Annotated in this window: 14 protein-coding genes; 10 read left to right on the forward strand and 4 right to left on the reverse strand. The window is 54.0% G+C overall.

Annotated features, from left to right (window positions below; all coding sequences use genetic code 11):
• Nucleotides 1–121: 121 nt before the first annotated feature.
• On the reverse strand, nucleotides 122–2,281 hold the full coding sequence (gene pta, locus ACKWMY_RS16750) for a phosphate acetyltransferase (protein ID WP_024529584.1): 2,160 nt from the start codon (nucleotides 2,279–2,281) through the stop codon (nucleotides 122–124).
• Between the two features lie 101 nt (nucleotides 2,282–2,382).
• A complete protein-coding gene (ackA, locus tag ACKWMY_RS16755; RefSeq protein WP_065683095.1) occupies nucleotides 2,383–3,585 on the reverse strand; it encodes an acetate kinase in 1,203 nt (400 codons plus the stop codon).
• A 403-nt stretch (nucleotides 3,586–3,988) separates the two neighbouring features.
• On the opposite strand from ackA, the gene yfbV reads away from it, so the two are divergent.
• The 4 genes from yfbV to ACKWMY_RS16775 all read left to right on the forward strand — a co-directional run bounded on the left by yfbV (nucleotide 3,989) and on the right by ACKWMY_RS16775 (nucleotide 7,735).
• Nucleotides 3,989–4,444, forward strand: coding sequence for a terminus macrodomain insulation protein YfbV (yfbV, locus tag ACKWMY_RS16760; protein WP_024485138.1), 456 nt, complete (start codon nucleotides 3,989–3,991; stop codon nucleotides 4,442–4,444).
• A gap of 189 nt (nucleotides 4,445–4,633) precedes the next feature.
• Nucleotides 4,634–5,128, forward strand: a complete 495-nt coding sequence (locus tag ACKWMY_RS16765) for a YfbU family protein (protein ID WP_021178532.1) — start codon at nucleotides 4,634–4,636, stop codon at nucleotides 5,126–5,128.
• A 21-nt stretch (nucleotides 5,129–5,149) separates the two neighbouring features.
• Nucleotides 5,150–5,806, forward strand: coding sequence for a sugar phosphatase (locus ACKWMY_RS16770; RefSeq protein ID WP_098930389.1), 657 nt, complete (start codon nucleotides 5,150–5,152; stop codon nucleotides 5,804–5,806).
• A 96-nt stretch (nucleotides 5,807–5,902) separates the two neighbouring features.
• A complete protein-coding gene (locus tag ACKWMY_RS16775) occupies nucleotides 5,903–7,735 on the forward strand; it encodes an SLC13 family permease (RefSeq protein ID WP_161712405.1) in 1,833 nt (610 codons plus the stop codon).
• 441 nt (nucleotides 7,736–8,176) lie between these two features.
• On the opposite strand, the gene yfbR is transcribed toward ACKWMY_RS16775, so the two are convergent.
• Both yfbR and ACKWMY_RS16785 read right to left on the reverse strand, forming a co-directional pair.
• Nucleotides 8,177–8,776, reverse strand: coding sequence for a 5'-deoxynucleotidase (gene yfbR / locus ACKWMY_RS16780; protein WP_025122801.1), 600 nt, complete (start codon nucleotides 8,774–8,776; stop codon nucleotides 8,177–8,179).
• Nucleotides 8,777–8,865: 89 nt separating this feature from the next.
• A complete protein-coding gene (locus ACKWMY_RS16785) occupies nucleotides 8,866–10,080 on the reverse strand; it encodes a pyridoxal phosphate-dependent aminotransferase (protein ID WP_074028088.1) in 1,215 nt (404 codons plus the stop codon).
• Nucleotides 10,081–10,917: 837 nt separating this feature from the next.
• Here ACKWMY_RS16785 and lrhA point away from each other — a divergent pair.
• The 6 genes from lrhA (at nucleotide 10,918) to nuoF (ending at nucleotide 17,486) form a co-directional block, all read left to right on the forward strand.
• The gene (gene lrhA / locus ACKWMY_RS16790) at nucleotides 10,918–11,856 is read left to right on the forward strand and encodes a transcriptional regulator LrhA (RefSeq protein ID WP_024529590.1); all 939 of its coding nucleotides are present in this window, start codon (nucleotides 10,918–10,920) and stop codon (nucleotides 11,854–11,856) included.
• A 703-nt stretch (nucleotides 11,857–12,559) separates the two neighbouring features.
• A complete protein-coding gene (locus ACKWMY_RS16795) occupies nucleotides 12,560–13,000 on the forward strand; it encodes an NADH-quinone oxidoreductase subunit A (protein WP_024529591.1) in 441 nt (146 codons plus the stop codon).
• 15 nt (nucleotides 13,001–13,015) lie between these two features.
• Complete coding sequence (locus ACKWMY_RS16800) at nucleotides 13,016–13,690, forward strand: NuoB/complex I 20 kDa subunit family protein (protein ID WP_024529592.1); 675 nt, start codon at nucleotides 13,016–13,018, stop codon at nucleotides 13,688–13,690.
• Nucleotides 13,691–13,786: 96 nt separating this feature from the next.
• On the forward strand, nucleotides 13,787–15,583 hold the full coding sequence (nuoC, locus tag ACKWMY_RS16805) for an NADH-quinone oxidoreductase subunit C/D (protein WP_024529593.1): 1,797 nt from the start codon (nucleotides 13,787–13,789) through the stop codon (nucleotides 15,581–15,583).
• A gap of 2 nt (nucleotides 15,584–15,585) precedes the next feature.
• The gene (nuoE, locus tag ACKWMY_RS16810; RefSeq protein WP_021178523.1) at nucleotides 15,586–16,137 is read left to right on the forward strand and encodes an NADH-quinone oxidoreductase subunit NuoE; all 552 of its coding nucleotides are present in this window, start codon (nucleotides 15,586–15,588) and stop codon (nucleotides 16,135–16,137) included.
• Complete coding sequence (nuoF, locus tag ACKWMY_RS16815; protein ID WP_021805992.1) at nucleotides 16,134–17,486, forward strand: NADH-quinone oxidoreductase subunit NuoF; 1,353 nt, start codon at nucleotides 16,134–16,136, stop codon at nucleotides 17,484–17,486. The genes nuoE and nuoF overlap by 4 nt, the downstream gene beginning before the upstream one ends.
• The last annotated feature ends 30 nt before the right edge of the window (nucleotides 17,487–17,516 follow it).

Here is a 17,516-nt window from a genome sequence, read left to right on the forward strand (position 1 = left end):
CATCAGGAGGTGCATTGCTTACTCTTTGTTGACGCCAAAAATAAAACGGCCCGGTGATGATCACCAGGCCGTTATCGGTATTACCAGAGTCTAAAGGTGCCGTAGTGGCACCTTTGTCTCATCAGGCTTTAGCTGCCTGTGCATCAGCCTGAGCCGACTGGATCGCCGTCAGGGCTACGGTATAGACGATGTCGTCAACCAGAGCACCACGGGACAGGTCGTTCACCGGCTTGCGCATGCCTTGCAGCATTGGCCCGATAGATACCAGGTCAGCAGAACGCTGCACCGCTTTATAAGTGGTGTTACCGGTGTTCAGATCCGGGAAGATGAACACGGTCGCCTGACCGGCTACTGGCGAATTAGGCGCTTTAGATTTGGCCACGTCGGCCATGATCGCTGCGTCATATTGCAGTGGGCCATCGATGATCAGATCCGGGCGTTTTTCCTGTGCCAGACGGGTCGCTTCACGCACTTTCTCAACGTCGCTACCTGCACCGGAATTACCGGTAGAGTAAGAGATCATCGCTACGCGTGGTTCGATACCGAATGCGGCTGCGGAATCGGCAGACTGAATGGCGATTTCAGACAGCTGTTCAGCGGTTGGATCCGGGTTGATCGCGCAGTCACCGTAGACCAGAACCTGGTCAGGCAGCAGCATGAAGAACACGGAGGAAACCAGGGAACTGCCCGGTGCGGTTTTGATCAACTGCAACGGTGGGCGGATGGTATTGGCGGTGGTGTGAACGGCACCGGAAACCAGGCCGTCAACTTCGCCTTTCTCCAGCATCAGGGTGCCGAGAACCACGTTGTCTTCCAACTGCTCACGCGCAACCACTTCGGTCATGCCCTTGCTCTTGCGCAGCTCAACCAGACGCGGCACATAGAGTTCACGCACGGCGACCGGATCGACGATCTCGATGCCTTTACCCAGCTCAACGCCCTGCGCGGCGGCAACGCGTTTGATCTCTTCCGGATTACCCAGCAGCACACATTCCGCGATACCACGTTCGGCACAGATGGCCGCCGCTTTCACGGTGCGTGGCTCGTCGCCTTCCGGCAGCACGATGCGTTTACCCGCTTTGCGTGCCAGCTCGGTCAGCTCATAACGGAACGCCGGTGGGGACAGACGACGTGAACGCTCAGAAGTGGCGGTCAGGGACTCGATCCATTCGGCGTTGATGTGACTGGCCACGTAGTTCTGTACTTTCTCAATACGCTGATGGTCGTCTGAAGGCACTTCGAGGTTGAAGCTTTGCAGGCTCAGCGAGGTCTGCCAGGTGTTGGTGTCAACCATGAACACCGGCAGGCCGGTTTCAAAGGCGCGCTCACACAGCTTGTTGATGGAGGCATCGATCTCGTAGCCGCCGGTCAACAGGATGGCACCAATTTCCACGCCGTTCATCGCGGCCAGGCAGGCTGAAACCAGCACGTCCGGACGGTCGGCAGAAGTGACTAACAGGGAACCTGGGCGGAAGTGTTCCAGCATGTGCGGAATGCTGCGCGCACAGAAGGTCACAGATTTTACCCGGCGGGTCATGATGTCGCCTTCGTTGATCACTCGCGCCTTCAGGTGGCGGGCCATATCAATGGCACGGGTAGCGATCAGTTCGAAGCTCCACGGTACGCAACCCAACACCGGCAGCGGGCTGTTGGCGAACAGCTGTGCAGGATCGACGTTGGCTACGCTGGCCTTGGTGGAATCGTCAAAGATTTCGGACAGGTCTGGGCGAGTACGGCCCTGATCGTCCACCGGAGCGTTCAGCTTGTTGATGATCACGCCGGTAATGTTTTTGTTCTTGCTGCCGCCGAAGCTGGAGCGAGCCAGTTCGATGCGCTCGGTCAACTGGGCTGGAGAATCGTTGCCCAGTGCCAGCACAAAGACGATCTCTGCGTTCAGCGTTTTGGCGATCTCGTAGTTCAGCGAGTTGGCGAACTGATGCTTACGGGTAGGCACCAGGCCTTCGATCAGCACCACTTCTGCGTCTTTGGTGTTTTCGTGGTAACGAGCCACGATCTCTTCCATCAGCACGTCCTGCTGGTTGGAGCTCAACAGGCCCTCAACGTAGCTCATACGCAGGGGTTCGGCCGCCGGAATGGTCGAGTTGCTGCGGATGATGGTGGTGGTCTGGTCGAGGGAATCGCCGCCGGTACGCGGTTGGGCAATAGGTTTGAACACGCTCAGGCGAACGCCTTTTTGCTCCATGGAGCGGATGACACCCAGGCTGACGCTGGTCAGACCGACGCTGGTGCCTGTGGGGATCAACATAATTGTACGTGACACAGAATAGTCCTCTTCACGGTTTTCTGCCTGCAACGGGGGCGCAGACAAAGATGACAGGCTCAAAACAACACCGCCAGCCTGGGCTGACGGTGTGGAGAGCATTAAGCGGTCAGACGGGAAGCGTCTTGCGCGATGACCAATTCTTCGTTGGTCGGGATCACCAGTGCCGGACGGCTGCCGTCTTTGGTGATGTTGCCTGATTTGCCGAAGCGGGCAGCCAGGTTGCGTTCATGATCGATTTCAAAGCCCAGCAGGCCCAGTTTGTCCAGGGTCAGCTCACGTACCATCGCAGCGTTCTCACCGATACCACCGGTGAAGATCACGGCATCCAGACGGCCTTCCATCAGGGCGCTATAGGCACCGATGTACTTGGCCAGACGGTGGCAGAAGACGTCCATGGCGCGCTTGGCATCGGCCTTGGTGTCATAGTTGTCTTCAACGTAACGGCAGTCGCTGGTGACTTCGGTCAGGCCCAGCAGGCCAGACTCTTTGGTCAGCATCTTGTTGATCTGGTCAACGCTCATGCCCATGGCGTCGTGCAGGTGGAAGATGATGGCTGGATCGATGTCACCACTGCGGGTACCCATTACCAGGCCTTCCAGCGGGGTCAGACCCATGGAGGTATCAACACACTTACCGTTGCGTACTGCGGTTACGGAACCGCCGTTGCCCAGATGGCAGGTGATGATGTTAACTTCGTCAACCGGCTTGTTCAGCGCCTTCGCGGCTTCTTGCGTCACGTAGAAGTGGCTGGTGCCGTGTGCGCCGTAGCGACGAACGCCATGGTCGCGGTACAGGCTGTACGGCAGGGCATACAGGTAGGACTCTTCCGGCATGGTCTGATGGAACGCGGTGTCAAACACGGCAACGTTTTTATCAGCCAGATTAGGGAAGGATTTCAACGCTTCAGCAATACCGATCAGGTGAGCCGGGTTATGCAGTGGTGCAAAAGGTACCGAATCTTTGATACCCTGCAGGACTTCGTCGTTGATGACGGCAGAAGCCGTGAACTTCTCGCCGCCGTGCACGATGCGGTGGCCGATAGCGGTCAACTGGGCGGAAAGCTCTGGTTTTTGTGCCAGAATAGTATTAACAATGAAGTTCAGCGCTTCGCTGTGCGCTGCGCCGGCACCCAGTGCCGCTTCTTGTTTACCGCCATCCATTTTCCATTTGATACGGGCTTCAGGAAGATGGAAGCACTCGGCTAGGCCAGAGAGGTATTCTTCACCGTTGGCTGCATCGATGATGGCGAATTTCAGGGAAGAACTGCCGCAGTTAAGGACCAGTACTAGCTTACTCGACATGGAAGTACCTACTTATAGTTCGTGTTGGTATTAAGGAAGACCCAAAAACACGTGGTGAATAAAACGTCAATCAGACAACAAGCGTAGCGCATAATGCCGTTGACATTTATGATTAACATCATGTCAGTGATACAAAGGACACAATGATGAAAAAACCGATGATTTCTCTGCGGTTTAAGCGATCCTGATTTTTACCGCTTCCTAGCCCCACATGGCCGCCAACGGCAGGATTAGGGAGATAGGGCTAAAAGTTGACAAATCTTCTGTCATCTTCTACCGGCACATGGCCGGCTTAGGATACCGATAGCCCGCCACAAACACAAAATAAATTTAAAGCTTCAACTTTTTTGTTAGTGTGTTTGCAAGAATAATTTATTTTTTATACGTGAAGTTGAGGTGCGCAATGACGAGCAGACCATCCGGTTCCGTAAGCTGGTTTCAGATATTCCAGCGCGGGCAGCATTACATGAAAACCTGGCCAGCAGACAAACGGCTGGCACCGCTTTTCCCTGAGAACCGCGTGGCGCGCGCTACCCGCTTTGCCGTTCGCTTTATGCCCCCGTTGGCGATTTTTACCCTGACCTGGCAGATTGCGCTCGGTGGTCAGCTTGGCCCGGCGATTGCCACCGCGCTGTTCGCCTGTAGCCTGCCGATGCAGGGGCTGTGGTGGTTGGGCCGACGTTCCGTGACGCCGTTGCCGCCAACCTTGCTGCAATGGTTCCATGAGGTCCGTAACAAGCTGGCGGAAGCCGGGCAGGCGATTGCCCCCGTTGAAGGGACGCCAACCTACCAGGCGCTGGCGGACGTGCTGAAGCGTGCCTTCAAGCAGTTGGACAAAACCTTCCTCGACGATCTTTAAGCGCTACTGGGCCGGGGACTCACCGGCCTTGCTTGCTTTATGCCGCAAATTCGTGCCCTGATCATGTCTGGCCACGCCCCACATTTGACCAATATCCCGGTTCAAATCAAAGAAAGGTTTAGTTGTGATTCCACGCCATACTGAAGTCATGCGATGCTCTGGTTAATTTGCAGAACTGAGGACAATGAAATGGAAATGACTCACGCCCAACGGCTGATTTTGTCGAATCAATACAAGATGATGACCATGCTCGATCCGGACAATGCAGAGCGCTACCGCCGCTTGCAGACGATCATCGAGCGCGGTTTTGGTTTGCAAATGCGCGAGCTGGATCGTGATTTTGGTGAGATGAGCGAAGAAGTGTGCCGCACCATCATCAACATCATGGAAATGCACCATGCGCTCCAGGTTTCCTGGGAGAACCTCAAGGATCGCCAGGGGCTGGACGCGCGTCGCCTGGCATTCCTTGGTTTTGATGCAGCAACCGAAGCGCGTTACCTGAGCTATGTGCGTTTCCTGGTGAACACGGAAGGGCGGTATACTCATTTCGATTCTGGTAGCCACGGCTTTAACGCCCAAACCAAAATGTGGGAAAAATACCAGCGCATGCTGAGTATCTGGCTATCCTGCCCACGCCAGTATCATTTGAGCGCCGTCGAGATTGCGCAAATCATCAATGCCTGATTAAACGTAGAGGGGTTTCCCGTGGAGTGTAAGGGTTTTCTGTTCGATCTTGATGGAACGTTAGTAGATTCATTACCGGCGGTAGAGCGAGCCTGGACGCAATGGGCAGAACGCCATGGCATCAGCCCGCAACAGGTGCTGGACTTTATCCACGGAAAACAGGCGATCACCTCGCTGCGTCACTTTATGCCGAATGCCACCGAGGCTGAACTACAGCATGAGTTCACATTGCTTGAGCAGGTGGAAGCAGAGGATACCGGCGGCGTCAACGCTCTGCCTGGTGCATTGGCCTTGCTGGAGCGGATCAATGCGTTGGGGATACCTTGGGCAATCGTCACCTCGGGTTCCGTGCCAGTGGCTAACGCACGCCGCCTTGCCGGTGGGGTGCCGCTTCCTGAGGTGTTTATCACCAGTGAGCGTGTTAAACAGGGTAAACCGCATCCAGACGCCTACCTGTTAGGGGCTCAAGGTCTTGGGTTGGCACCGCAGGATTGTGTGGTGGTGGAAGATGCTCCTGCCGGGATCCTTTCTGGTTTGGCTGCAGGTTGTCAGGTGATTGCGGTAAATGCACCGGTAGACACGCCGAAACTGGACCAGGTGGATCTGATCCTTTCCTCCTTGGAACAGCTCAAGATCGCCAAGTCCGAGCAGGGTGCTGTCATCGAACTTATTGCTTAATCTGCACATTCTTACCTCAATTTGATTAGACCCCGCATCGTCGGGGTTTTTTTATGCTAATTTCTTATGCCGGGATCACTGCAGAATGAGGCCGTTTTGAACAGCGAATTACTTTGGGTCTTGAGTTTACTGTTAATAGCCATAGTGCTGTTTACCACCAACAAGCTGCGCATGGATGTGGTGGCACTGTTGGTGATCATCGCGTTTGTGCTCAGTGGAACCTTGAGCTTGCAAGAGGCAACGGCTGGCTTCAGCGATCCTAACGTCATTTTGATTGCCGCTCTGTTCGTCATTGGCGAAGGGCTGGTGCGCACCGGGGTGGCCTATCAGGTTGGCGACTGGCTGGTGAGAGTGGCGGGCAGCAGTGAAACCAAGATGATGATGCTGCTGATGTTTACCGTTGCCGGACTGGGGGCCTTTATGAGCTCAACCGGGGTGGTAGCCATCTTTATTCCCGTGGTGCTCAGCGTCGCGGTACGCATGAAAATCTCCCCAGGGCGGCTGATGATGCCGTTGAGCTTCGCCGGTTTGATCAGCGGCATGATGACGCTGGTTGCCACGCCGCCGAATATGGTGGTCAACAGCGAACTGGTGCGTGAAGGCATCAATGGTTTCGGGTTCTTTGGCGTTACGCCAATTGGCCTGGTGGTGTTGCTGTTGGGCGTGGGATACATGCTGGTTGCGCGCCGCTGGCTCGGCGACAGCGGCGGCACCAAGACCAAGTCGGCCTGGGAGCGCCGGACTTTCCGCGATTTAATCCGCGACTATAAGCTCACCGGCCGGGCGCGTCGTTTGGCGGTGCGTAGCGGTTCGCCACTGATTGGCCGCTCGCTGGATGAATTGCATTTGCGCGCGCGTTACAGCGCCAACGTTATCGGCATCGAGCGCTGGAAGCGTTTTCGCCGGGTGATGATCAGCGCCTTTGGCAGCACGGAACTGCGCGAAGGGGACGTACTGCTGATCGACATGACGGATTGCGATATCGATCTGCGTCAGTTCTGTAGTGAGCAACAACTTGAGCCCATGGTGCTGCGGGGGGAATATTTCTCCGAACAGTCACGCAACGTGGGGATGGCCGAAGTTTCGCTAATCCCTGAGTCGGCCCTGCTGGGGAAAAGCGTGCGCGATGCCACTTTCCGTAGCCGTTACGATCTCAACGTAGTCGGCATCCGCCGCAATGGCGAAACCCTGCAAGGCAAGCTGGTGGATGAACCGCTGGGCCTGGGGGACATTCTGTTGGTGATCGGCGATTGGAAAGCAATCCGCCAGTTACAGGCCAAAACCCATGATTTTATCGTCTTGAACCTGCCAGCCGAAGTGGACGAAGTGGCACCGGCTATCACCCAGGCTCCTCACGCGTTGTTCTGCCTGGCGCTGATGGTGGCTATGATGCTGACCGACGAGATCCCGAATCCGATCGCCGCGCTGATCGCTTGCCTGTTGATGGGGCGCTTTCGCTGCATCGATATGGAAAGTGCCTATAAAGCGATCCATTGGCCGAGCATCATTTTGATCGTCGGTATGATGCCCTTTGCCCAAGCGTTGCAGAAAACGGGCGGGGTAGACCTGATCGTCCGTGGGTTGATGGACGTTGCCGGTGACGCCGGGCCACACGTCATGCTGGCCTGTCTGTTTGTCCTGTGCGCCACCATTGGGCTGTTTATCTCTAACACCGCCACGGCGGTGTTGATGGCCCCTATCGCTATCGCCGCTGCCCGCGAAATGGGCGTTTCGCCTTATCCGTTTGCCATGATTATCGCGATTGCCGCCTCCGCCGCCTTTATGACGCCGGTGTCATCGCCGGTCAATACGCTGGTGTTGGGGCCGGGGAACTACAAGTTTGGCGATTTTCTGAAAATTGGGGTGCCGTTCACCGTGCTGGTGATGATTGTCAGTGTGATCCTGGTGCCTTGGTTGTATGCGTTTTAAGCACACGGTTTGCGTTTTATATCAGGATTAAGAAAAGGCGCTTTATCTTTTTTTGAGAATACGATGAAGTAGCTAACCACCGAAACCATAAAGCGTTTTGGCATTTTATCGGCTCATGCAGCAGCTCGTTGAGGCTTTACGGCGACCCGTGTCGCCCTAGCTTAGTTTAGCGATCCTTCTGGAGTTGCCATGAAAATGAAACATGGATTTATAACCCTTACTTTAGCTTCTCTGTTGTTGCTGTCCGGTTGTGCGAGATACATGAGTGGCTCTCTCACAAGGCCCACAGGATAAAATTTACCGTTTCCTGGTCACGCAAACCTTCCAGCGTATCGATTTACGCTCGGTGGTGGAGCAGGAATTCACAGTGGAAATGCCGGAAGTACGACCTGCGGCTAAGGTGTCTCAGATTGCCAGGTGCATAAGCACCTGGCTCTATTCTTACAGGGGGGAGTCGCTGCTGATTTCATCCAGCGAAAGGCTGAAGCTTGGGATGAATACCTGCATAAAATAATCCATTTCAGGGCTATGACGCAGCTGCAACGTCTTCTCCAGGCGTGCCTTAGCCAGCTTGAATTCATTATTCCCCGCCGACAGCTCCTCCAGACACTTCAGATACGCGCATAGCGCATCGGCCTGCTTCACGATCAGCTTTTCGTCCTCGCTGTGATGGTGTTCGTCCAGGATAGAGCGGAAATCGTTCTGTAACTCTTCCGGCAGCATCTCCAACAGCTTTTGCTGGGCAATCTTCTCGATTTTTTTGTATTCGTGGGCAATCTGCGGATTGTAATACTTGATGGGAGTAGGCATATCGCCGGTCAGCACTTCGCTGGCATCGTGATACATCGCCAACAACGCCACGCGTTCGGCATTCAGGTTGCCGTTAAACTTGCGGTTTTTGATCGCGGCCAGCGCATGGGCGACAAAGGCGACCTGCAAGCTGTGTTCGGAAACGTTTTCGGTACGCACATTGCGCATCAGCGGCCAGCGGCTAATTAGTTTCAAACGGGACAGGTGGGCAAAGAAGTGGCTCTGGCTCATGATGTTCTCTCTTTGGGTCTGTAGGAGAGCAGTATACTGCGTCAGTGCCAATCAGAGAAACGGGCGCCGCACGCAGCGCCCGGCAAAAATTACTGGTGATAGGTTTCCAGGAAGCGGCCCAGTTTGCCCACCGCCATTTCCAATTCATCCACGCGGGGCAGAGTAACGATACGGACGTGGTCTGGGTAAGGCCAGTTGAACGCGCTGCCCTGTACCAGTAACACCTTCTCTTGCAACAGCAGATCCAGCACCAGCTTCTGGTCGTCGCGGATGTTAAAGCGCTTGGCGTCGATGCGTGGGAACATATAGAGCGCACCCTGAGGTTTCACGCAGGAAACGCCAGGGATATCGTTCAGCAGTTCCCAGGTGCGGTCACGTTGTTCATACAGGCGGCCACCAGGCTGAATAAATTCGCTGATGCTCTGGTAACCCCCCAGTGCCGTCTGAATCGCATGCTGCATTGGTACGTTGGCACAAAGACGCATGGAAGCCAGCATCTCCAGCCCTTCAATATAGCCTTTGGCATGCTTCTTCGGCCCGTTGAGCACCATCCAGCCCTGACGGAAACCGGCAACGCGGTAGGTTTTGGACAGGCCGTTAAAGGTGACGGTCAGCAGATCTGGGGCCAGTGCGGCGATGGAGTGATGCTCTGCCTCGTCGTAGAGGATCTTGTCGTAGATTTCGTCGGCAAAGATGATCAGGTCATGCTGGCGGGCGATCTCGACGATCTGTTCCAGCAGTTCTTTGCTGTAGACCGCGCCGGTTGGGTTGTTAGGATTGATGATCACGATGCCACGGGTGCGTGGGGTGATTTTGCTGCGAATATCATCCAGATCCGGGAACCAGCCTGCTTCCTCGTCGCACATATAGTGCACGGCCTTGCCGCTGGAAAGCGACACGGCGGCGGTCCACAGCGGATAGTCTGGCGCAGGCACCAGCATTTCATCACCGATATTCAGTAGCGCTTGCATGGACTGCACGATCAGCTCAGAAACGCCATTGCCAATGTAGATATCCTCAACGGTCACGTCACGCATGTTACGTGCCTGGTAGTGCTGCATGATCGCCTTGCGCGCCGAGTACAGCCCTTTGGAATCGCAGTAGCCTTGTGCCGTTGGCAGATTGCGGATCACGTCGACCAGAATTTCATCGGGGGCATCAAAGCCGAATGGGGCAGGGTTGCCAATGTTCAGCTTGAGGACTTTATTGCCTTCTTCTTCAAGACGTTTCGCTTCTTTGAGCACCGGGCCACGAATGTCATAACAGACGTTGTCCAGTTTGCTGGATTTCTCAATGGGGGACATAGAAAGTTGAGCCTTTTGCTAAGATAGGGTCGTTCCTACCGTGGAACACCGCAATCCGTCCAATGTACTCCTGGAGGCCGGGCTTTTGAAGGGTTATGCACTGCTTTGGTGAAAACGATCGGCAAAAATCGCTTTTTAAGATAATAACCGTCTGAATTGATCGATTTTTTAGTGATTAAGTCTGAATTTGTATTTATTTTAAGATTTATATGTCGGATGATGAGCGCATCACGTAAGGGGTTTTTATCAGTTAACCGCTGAAAGACGTGCGCCAAGCGCCAGAAAAACACCAAAGCCGCATAAAAATAGTAATATGGGATTAATCTGGTTTCTTGTCGGTACTGACAATACCACACTGAGTTGAAGTAGAATTACATTAGACCCACTTCAGTAATTAACTTAAATTTTATTTAAGTAATGGTCAGTGTCTTTTAATAATCAAAAGACTTACTGCTTGAATTTATTAAATTCCCTAATCGATGAGTCGTTGGATATACGAGGGGGTTGTTAATATTTTGTACAGAAAACAACAATGCTGTCATGGTCTCTGGCGGCCAGAGATCGAGGTAACCGGGAGGAAAGGGGGGATTTTGCCCGCATAGGATTATCAATGCTTATAAGGGTAAGCACTTTTCGTCGTAACTTTCACCACTATCAATAAGCCGTTGCGATAGATCATGGATAAAAAGCGATGCAGATAACGAAATATAAGTAATTTTTTTGCCCTCTTCTAATGAGTGGGGTACTGTCATAAGTGGCGCATGCCCTTTTCAGCTGCGTCTTAGAAATACACCAGGGTAGTTTGTAAATTAGAATTTAAAAAGTGAAGAAAACACTATGACAAGTGCAAATCGTCCGATACTTAATCTCGACCTCGATCTGCTAAGAACCTTTGTTGCTGTTGCTGATTTGAATACGTTTGCGGCGGCTGCCGTTGCCGTTTGTCGTACTCAGTCCGCAGTCAGTCAACAAATGCAGCGGTTAGAGCAATTGGTTGGCAAAGAGTTGTTCGCCCGTCATGGGCGCAATAAGTTGTTAACCGAACACGGTATCCAGCTTCTCGGCTACGCCAGGAAAATCCTGCGCTTCAACGACGAAGCCTGTGCCTCCTTGATGTACAACAATATCAAGGGTGTCCTGACTATCGGTGCTTCTGATGACACCGCCGATAGCATTTTGCCCTTCTTGCTAAACCGCGTGACGTCGGTCTATCCCAAGCTGGCGATTGATGTGCGGGTGAAGCGTAGTCCGTTCATGATTGACATGCTGAAGAACGGCGAAGTGGATCTGGCCATCACCACCGTGGATACCGAAGGGCATCCGCACATCGTTCTGCGCACGTCTCCAACGCTGTGGTACTGCTCGGCGGATTACCATTACCAGGCGGGGGAACCGATCCCTCTGGTGGTGATGGATGAGCCAAGCCCGTTCCGTGCGATGGCGATCAAGCACCTTGACGCTGCCGGTATTCCTTGGCGTATTGCCTACGTGGCCTCTACGCTGTCTGCGGTGCGCGCGGCGTGCCGGGCAGGTTTGGGGATCACCGTACGGCCAATCGAGATGATGAGCCCAGATCTGCGAGTCCTGGGGGCGACGGAAGGTTTACCGCATCTTCCTGATACTCAGTATGCGCTGTGCAAAGACATGAAGTGCGAAAATGAACTGGCCATGGCGATCTTCAGTGCCGTACAAAACGGCAGTGAGATTTACCACTTCGGTGGCGGTGAATCTTCGGTGATCGATGAAGGTTCCAGCCTGGTGGATAGCGAAGAGTAGCGTTTTACCCTAAGCTTGCCGTATTGAAAGTTACAAACCTCTGCCATGGCGGAGGTTTTTTTTAGCTTAAAAAAAGGGATATTAAGGATTTTGGCCTGTTGAAGGTAAATTCGATGCTAAATGGGTATTTCTTCATGGTTTCTAGCCGATGAAACCCTCATTTCTTCGTATTGCTCGTTTTTTATGCAGTGATAACGATGAGTAAATGCCTGGAGTTGGTAGGGTTATTTTGCTATTTTACGCTGACGTTTTTTTACCTGAAATTGACAAAAATTGTTAAACTGCCACACTTTTTTTGAGGATTTCTGCCTGAAACGTGTCCTGGATCAAAAAAATACCCCTAGGTAGTGAGTGGAACAACAGGGAATTCCTGAGAGAATGGTATAGTAAAAGTGAAATGTGCCTGCGGGGTTATATCTATCTGTTTCCGTTGAGCAATCAACTGACACGATTTAGCCTAAGCCAAGCGCATCATATGTTAATTAAATGCTTCGTATGTAAATTAGTGTGTAGATACTTTTGTCAAAGTTGACAGAAGGTTATAGAAAGGAGTAAAAAGCCCACAGTAAAACACTGCCTAACTCTCTGTAAAAGCAGTCTGTTTGTGTGGTTATTTATCCTTCCCTTAAATCGATGTGGTGCACTAACTGCCAGTTACAAGAGCAGAGCGATCGACGCCACTTTTGATGAGTAAGCATAGAGTATGTCAACAACCATTGAAGTCATCGCTCATCACTGGGCGTTCGCCGTATTTCTTATCATGGCTATCGGGCTCTGCGGCTTAATGCTGCTGGGTGCGTTCTTCTTGGGTGGGAGAGCCCAGGCTCGCTCGAAAAACACCCCCTATGAATCAGGGATCGACTCGGTCGGTACGGCGCGCCTGCGTCTGTCCGCCAAGTTTTACCTGGTGGCCATGTTCTTCGTTATTTTCGATGTTGAAGCCTTATACCTGTATGCCTGGTCGGTCTCCATTCGTGAGAGCGGTTGGGTAGGCTTTATCGAAGCCGCCATTTTCATTTTGGTGTTATTGGCTGGTCTGGTTTATCTGGTGCGTATCGGCGCATTGGATTGGACTCCAACGCGTTCCAAGCGTTTGAGCAAGCCAGGTACCATCAAGAACGCTAGCAACAGTCATCCGCAGTAACAGCGAGGCATTAAGATGGACTATACGCTCACCCGCATAGACCCGAACGGTGAGAACGACCGTTATCCCCTGCAAAAACAGGAGATCGTTGGCGATCCCCTTGAGCAGCAGGTTCACCGTACGGTTTACATGGGTAAACTCGAACATGCTTTGCATGACATGGTGAACTGGGGGCGTAAAAACTCTCTTTGGCCGTATAACTTCGGCCTTTCGTGCTGTTATGTGGAAATGGTGACCTCGTTTACCGCCGTTCACGACGTGGCGCGTTTTGGTGCGGAAGTATTGCGTGCCTCCCCACGCCAGGCAGACTTTATGGTCGTTGCCGGCACCTGCTTTACCAAGATGGCCCCGGTTATTCAGCGCTTGTACGAGCAAATGCTGGAGCCTAAATGGGTGATCTCGATGGGCGCCTGCGCCAACTCCGGCGGCATGTACGACATCTACTCGGTTGTTCAGGGCGTGGATAAATTCCTGCCGGTCGACGTGTATATCCCAGGCTGTCCGCCGCGCCCGGAAGCTTACATGCAGGCACTGTTGCTGCTGCAAGAATCCATTGGCAAAGAACGTCGCCCGCTGTCGTGGGTCGTTGGCGATCAGGGCGTGTACCGCGCCAATATGCCATCAGAAAAAGAACGTAAGCACGCCGAGCGTATTGCGGTAACCAACCTTCGGTCGCCTGACGAGATTTAAGACGTTCATTTAACGTCCATCTTAGTGCGCTATTGGTTAACACAGCGAAAAGTTGAACTTGCGGCGAAATAACCCTTTAGTGTGGTGAAAAAAATTATGACAGATTTAACGACGCACGAAGCTCTGCCTGCTTGGCATACCCGCGATCATCTCGATGATCCGGTGATCGGCGAACTGCGCAACCGTTTTGGGCCGGAAGCCTTTACTGTTCAGCCCACCCGTACCGGAATGCCCGTGGTATGGGTTAAAGTTGAGCAGTTGCTGGAAGTGATGACGTTTTTGAGAAAACAACCGAAGCCGTACGTCATGCTGTTCGATCTGCATGGCATGGACGAGCGTCTTCGTACCCACCGTGAAGGCTTGCCTGCCGCGGACTTCTCTGTTTTCTACCATCTGATTTCTGTTGAACGTAACCGTGACATCATGCTGAAAGTGGCGCTGTCTGAAAAAGACCTGCACGTGCCCACAGCAACCAAGATTTTCCCGAATGCCAACTGGTATGAGCGCGAAACCTGGGAAATGTTCGGTATTACCTTCGACGGCCACCCGCACCTGACGCGCATCATGATGCCGCAGACCTGGGAAGGCCATCCACTGCGTAAAGACTACCCGGCGCGTGCTACCGAATTCGATCCCTTTGTGTTGACCAAGCAGAAAGAAGATCTGGAGATGGAATCGCTGAAGTTCAAGCCGGAAGAGTGGGGCATGAAGCGCGGCACCGAGAACGAGGACTTCATGTTCCTCAACCTCGGCCCGAACCACCCGTCTTCACACGGTGCATTCCGTATTATTCTGCAGCTGGACGGTGAAGACATCGTCGACTGTGTGCCGGACGTGGGCTACCACCACCGTGGCGCAGAGAAGATGGGCGAACGCCAGTCCTGGCACAGCTTTATCCCGTATACCGACCGTATCGAATACCTCGGCGGCTGCGTAAACGAAATGCCTTACGTACTGGCGGTGGAAAAACTGGCCGGGATCGTGGTGCCGGATCGTGTCAACACCATCCGCGTGATGCTGTCTGAATTGTTCCGCATCAACAGCCACCTGCTGTACATCAGTACCTTTATCCAGGACGTGGGCGCCATGACCCCGGTGTTCTTCGCCTTTACCGATCGGCAGAAAGTGTACGATCTGGTGGAAGCGATTACCGGTTTCCGTATGCACCCGGCCTGGTTCCGTATTGGTGGCGTGGCACACGACCTGCCGCGTGGCTGGGATCGCCTGCTGCGTGACTTCCTGGACTGGATGCCGAAGCGCCTCGACTCCTATGTGAAAGCCGCACTGCACAACACCATTCTGAAAGGGCGTTCTGTCGGCGTCGCTTCTTACAACGCGAAAGAGGCGTTGGAATGGGGTGTGACCGGTGCTGGCCTGCGTGCTACCGGCGTTGAGTTTGACGTGCGTAAATGGCGTCCATACTCCGGCTATGAAAACTTCGATTTCGAAGTTCCGGTCGGCGACGGCAACAGCGACTGCTACACCCGTGTGATGCTGAAAGTGGAAGAGCTGCGTCAGAGCCTGCGCATTCTTGAGCAGTGCCTGAACAACATGCCGGAAGGCCCGTTCAAGGCCGATCATCCGCTGACCACGCCGCCGCCGAAAGAGCGCACGCTGCAACATATTGAAACGCTGATCACCCACTTCCTGCAGGTTTCCTGGGGCCCGGTGATGCCAGCCAACGAATCATTCCAGATGGTTGAAGCCACGAAAGGGATCAACAGCTACTACCTGACCAGCGACGGCAGCACCATGAGCTATCGCACCAGGATCCGTACGCCAAGCTATGCTCACCTGCAGCAAATCCCTGCGGTGATCCGTGGCAGCCTGGTCTCTGACCTGATCGTCTATCTGGGTAGTATCGATTTTGTAATGTCAGATGTGGACCGCTAACTATGCATGATCTTAAAGACACTCACGTGAGTCACGATGCGCTTGAGGCCACCAATGCAGCCGCTCCACAGAGCGGCGCTGATGCATTTGTGCTGAGTGCGGAAGAACGTGATGCGATCGAGCACGAAAAGCACCATTACGAGGATCCACGCGCCGCCTCCATTGAAGCACTGAAGATCGTGCAGAAGCAGCGTGGCTGGGTTCCGGATGGGGCGATTTATGCCATCGCTGAAGTGCTGGGCATCCCAGCCAGCGACGTAGAAGGCGTGGCCACGTTCTACAGCCAGATTTTCCGCCAGCCGGTAGGACGCCACGTGATCCGTTACTGTGACAGCGTAGTTTGTCACATCAACGGCTATCAGGGCATTCAGGCCGCGCTGGAAAAGAAACTCAACATCAAGCCGGGCCAGACTACTTTCGACGGTCGTTTCACCCTGCTGCCGACCTGCTGTCTGGGTAACTGCGACAAAGGCCCGAACATGATGATCGATGAAGATACTCATGCTCACCTGACGCCAGAAAACGCGGTCGAACTGTTGGAGCGGTATAAATGATGATTGATATCAAACGTACTGCCGAAATGCATCCACTGACCTGGCGCCTGCGCGATGACCAACAGCCGGTATGGCTGGATGAATATCGCAGCAAAAACGGCTACCAGGGCGCGGAAAAAGCGCTGAAAGGCATGGCCGCCGACGACATCGTCACCCTGGTGAAAGATGCCGGGCTGAAAGGTCGTGGCGGTGCAGGTTTCTCCACCGGTTTGAAGTGGAGCCTGATGCCGAAAGACGAATCCATGAACATCCGTTACCTGCTGTGTAACGCCGATGAAATGGAGCCGGGCACCTATAAAGACCGTCTGCTGATGGAGCAACTGCCGCACCTGCTGGTGGAAGGCATGTTGATTTCGGCATTCGCGCTGAAAGCCTACCGGGGTTACATCTTCCTGCGTGGCGAATACGTCGAGGCCGCAGTGCATCTGCGCCGTGCGATTGCGGAAGCTACCGAAGCAGGCCTGCTGGGCAAAAATATCATGGGCAGCGGCTTTGACTTCGAGCTGTTCGTCCACACCGGCGCTGGCCGCTACATCTGCGGTGAAGAAACGGCGCTGATCAACTCGCTGGAAGGTCGCCGCGCCAACCCGCGCTCCAAGCCGCCATTCCCCGCTTCTGTGGGCGTATGGGGCAAACCAACCTGCGTGAACAACGTTGAGACCTTGTGTAACGTGCCTGCCATCCTCGAGCATGGTGTGGACTGGTACAAAGGGATCTCCGCCGGTAAGAGTAACGACGCCGGTACCAAACTGATGGGCTTCTCTGGCCGGGTGAAAAACCCAGGCGTCTGGGAGCTACCGTTTGGCACTACCGCGCGTGAAATTCTGGAAGATTACGCCGGTGGCATGCGCGATGGCCTGAAATTTAAAGCCTGGCAGCCGGGCGGGGCGGGTACCGATTTCCTGACCGCCGACCACCTGGATCTGCCAATGGACTTCGAAAGCATCGGTAAAGCGGGCAGCCGTTTAGGTACGGCGCTGGCGATGGCGGTAGATCACGAAATCGGCATGGTTCCCCTGGTGCGTAACCTGGAAGAGTTCTTTGCCCGTGAGTCCTGTGGCTGGTGTACACCGTGCCGTGACGGCTTGCCGTGGAGCGTGAAGATCCTGCGTGCTTTGGAAAGAGGCGAAGGCCAGCCGGGGGATATCGAAACCCTCGAGCAACTGTGCCGTTCCCTTGGCCCAGGTAAAACCTTCTGCGCCCATGCGCCAGGTGCCGTAGAGCCACTGCAAAGCGCGATTAAATATTTCCGTGAAGAGTTTGAAGCCGGGATTTCCCCACAGTACTTGGGCAATCTCCAGGCGGTTGGCGGCATTCAGCCAAACAACTTGTTGAAGCAACGCTGGTAATCCCGCTTTGCCTGGGTGCGGTGAGCGCGC

The organism is Serratia sp. J2 (genome assembly GCF_046269175.1).
GTDB lineage: Bacteria > Pseudomonadota > Gammaproteobacteria > Enterobacterales > Enterobacteriaceae > Chania > Chania fonticola_C.

Coding starts and splice junctions, on each gene's coding strand:
- ackA (WP_065683095.1), bottom strand. CDS start 3,585: ATGTCGAGTAAGCTAGTACTGGTCCTTAACTGCGGCAGTTCTTCCCTG.
- yfbV (WP_024485138.1), top strand. CDS start 3,989: ATGACGAGCAGACCATCCGGTTCCGTAAGCTGGTTTCAGATATTCCAG.
- ACKWMY_RS16765 (WP_021178532.1), top strand. CDS start 4,634: ATGGAAATGACTCACGCCCAACGGCTGATTTTGTCGAATCAATACAAG.
- yfbR (WP_025122801.1), bottom strand. CDS start 8,776: ATGAGCCAGAGCCACTTCTTTGCCCACCTGTCCCGTTTGAAACTAATT.
- ACKWMY_RS16785 (WP_074028088.1), bottom strand. CDS start 10,080: ATGTCCCCCATTGAGAAATCCAGCAAACTGGACAACGTCTGTTATGAC.
- lrhA (WP_024529590.1), top strand. CDS start 10,918: ATGACAAGTGCAAATCGTCCGATACTTAATCTCGACCTCGATCTGCTA.
- ACKWMY_RS16795 (WP_024529591.1), top strand. CDS start 12,560: ATGTCAACAACCATTGAAGTCATCGCTCATCACTGGGCGTTCGCCGTA.
- ACKWMY_RS16800 (WP_024529592.1), top strand. CDS start 13,016: ATGGACTATACGCTCACCCGCATAGACCCGAACGGTGAGAACGACCGT.
- nuoC (WP_024529593.1), top strand. CDS start 13,787: ATGACAGATTTAACGACGCACGAAGCTCTGCCTGCTTGGCATACCCGC.
- nuoE (WP_021178523.1), top strand. CDS start 15,586: ATGCATGATCTTAAAGACACTCACGTGAGTCACGATGCGCTTGAGGCC.
- nuoF (WP_021805992.1), top strand. CDS start 16,134: ATGATGATTGATATCAAACGTACTGCCGAAATGCATCCACTGACCTGG.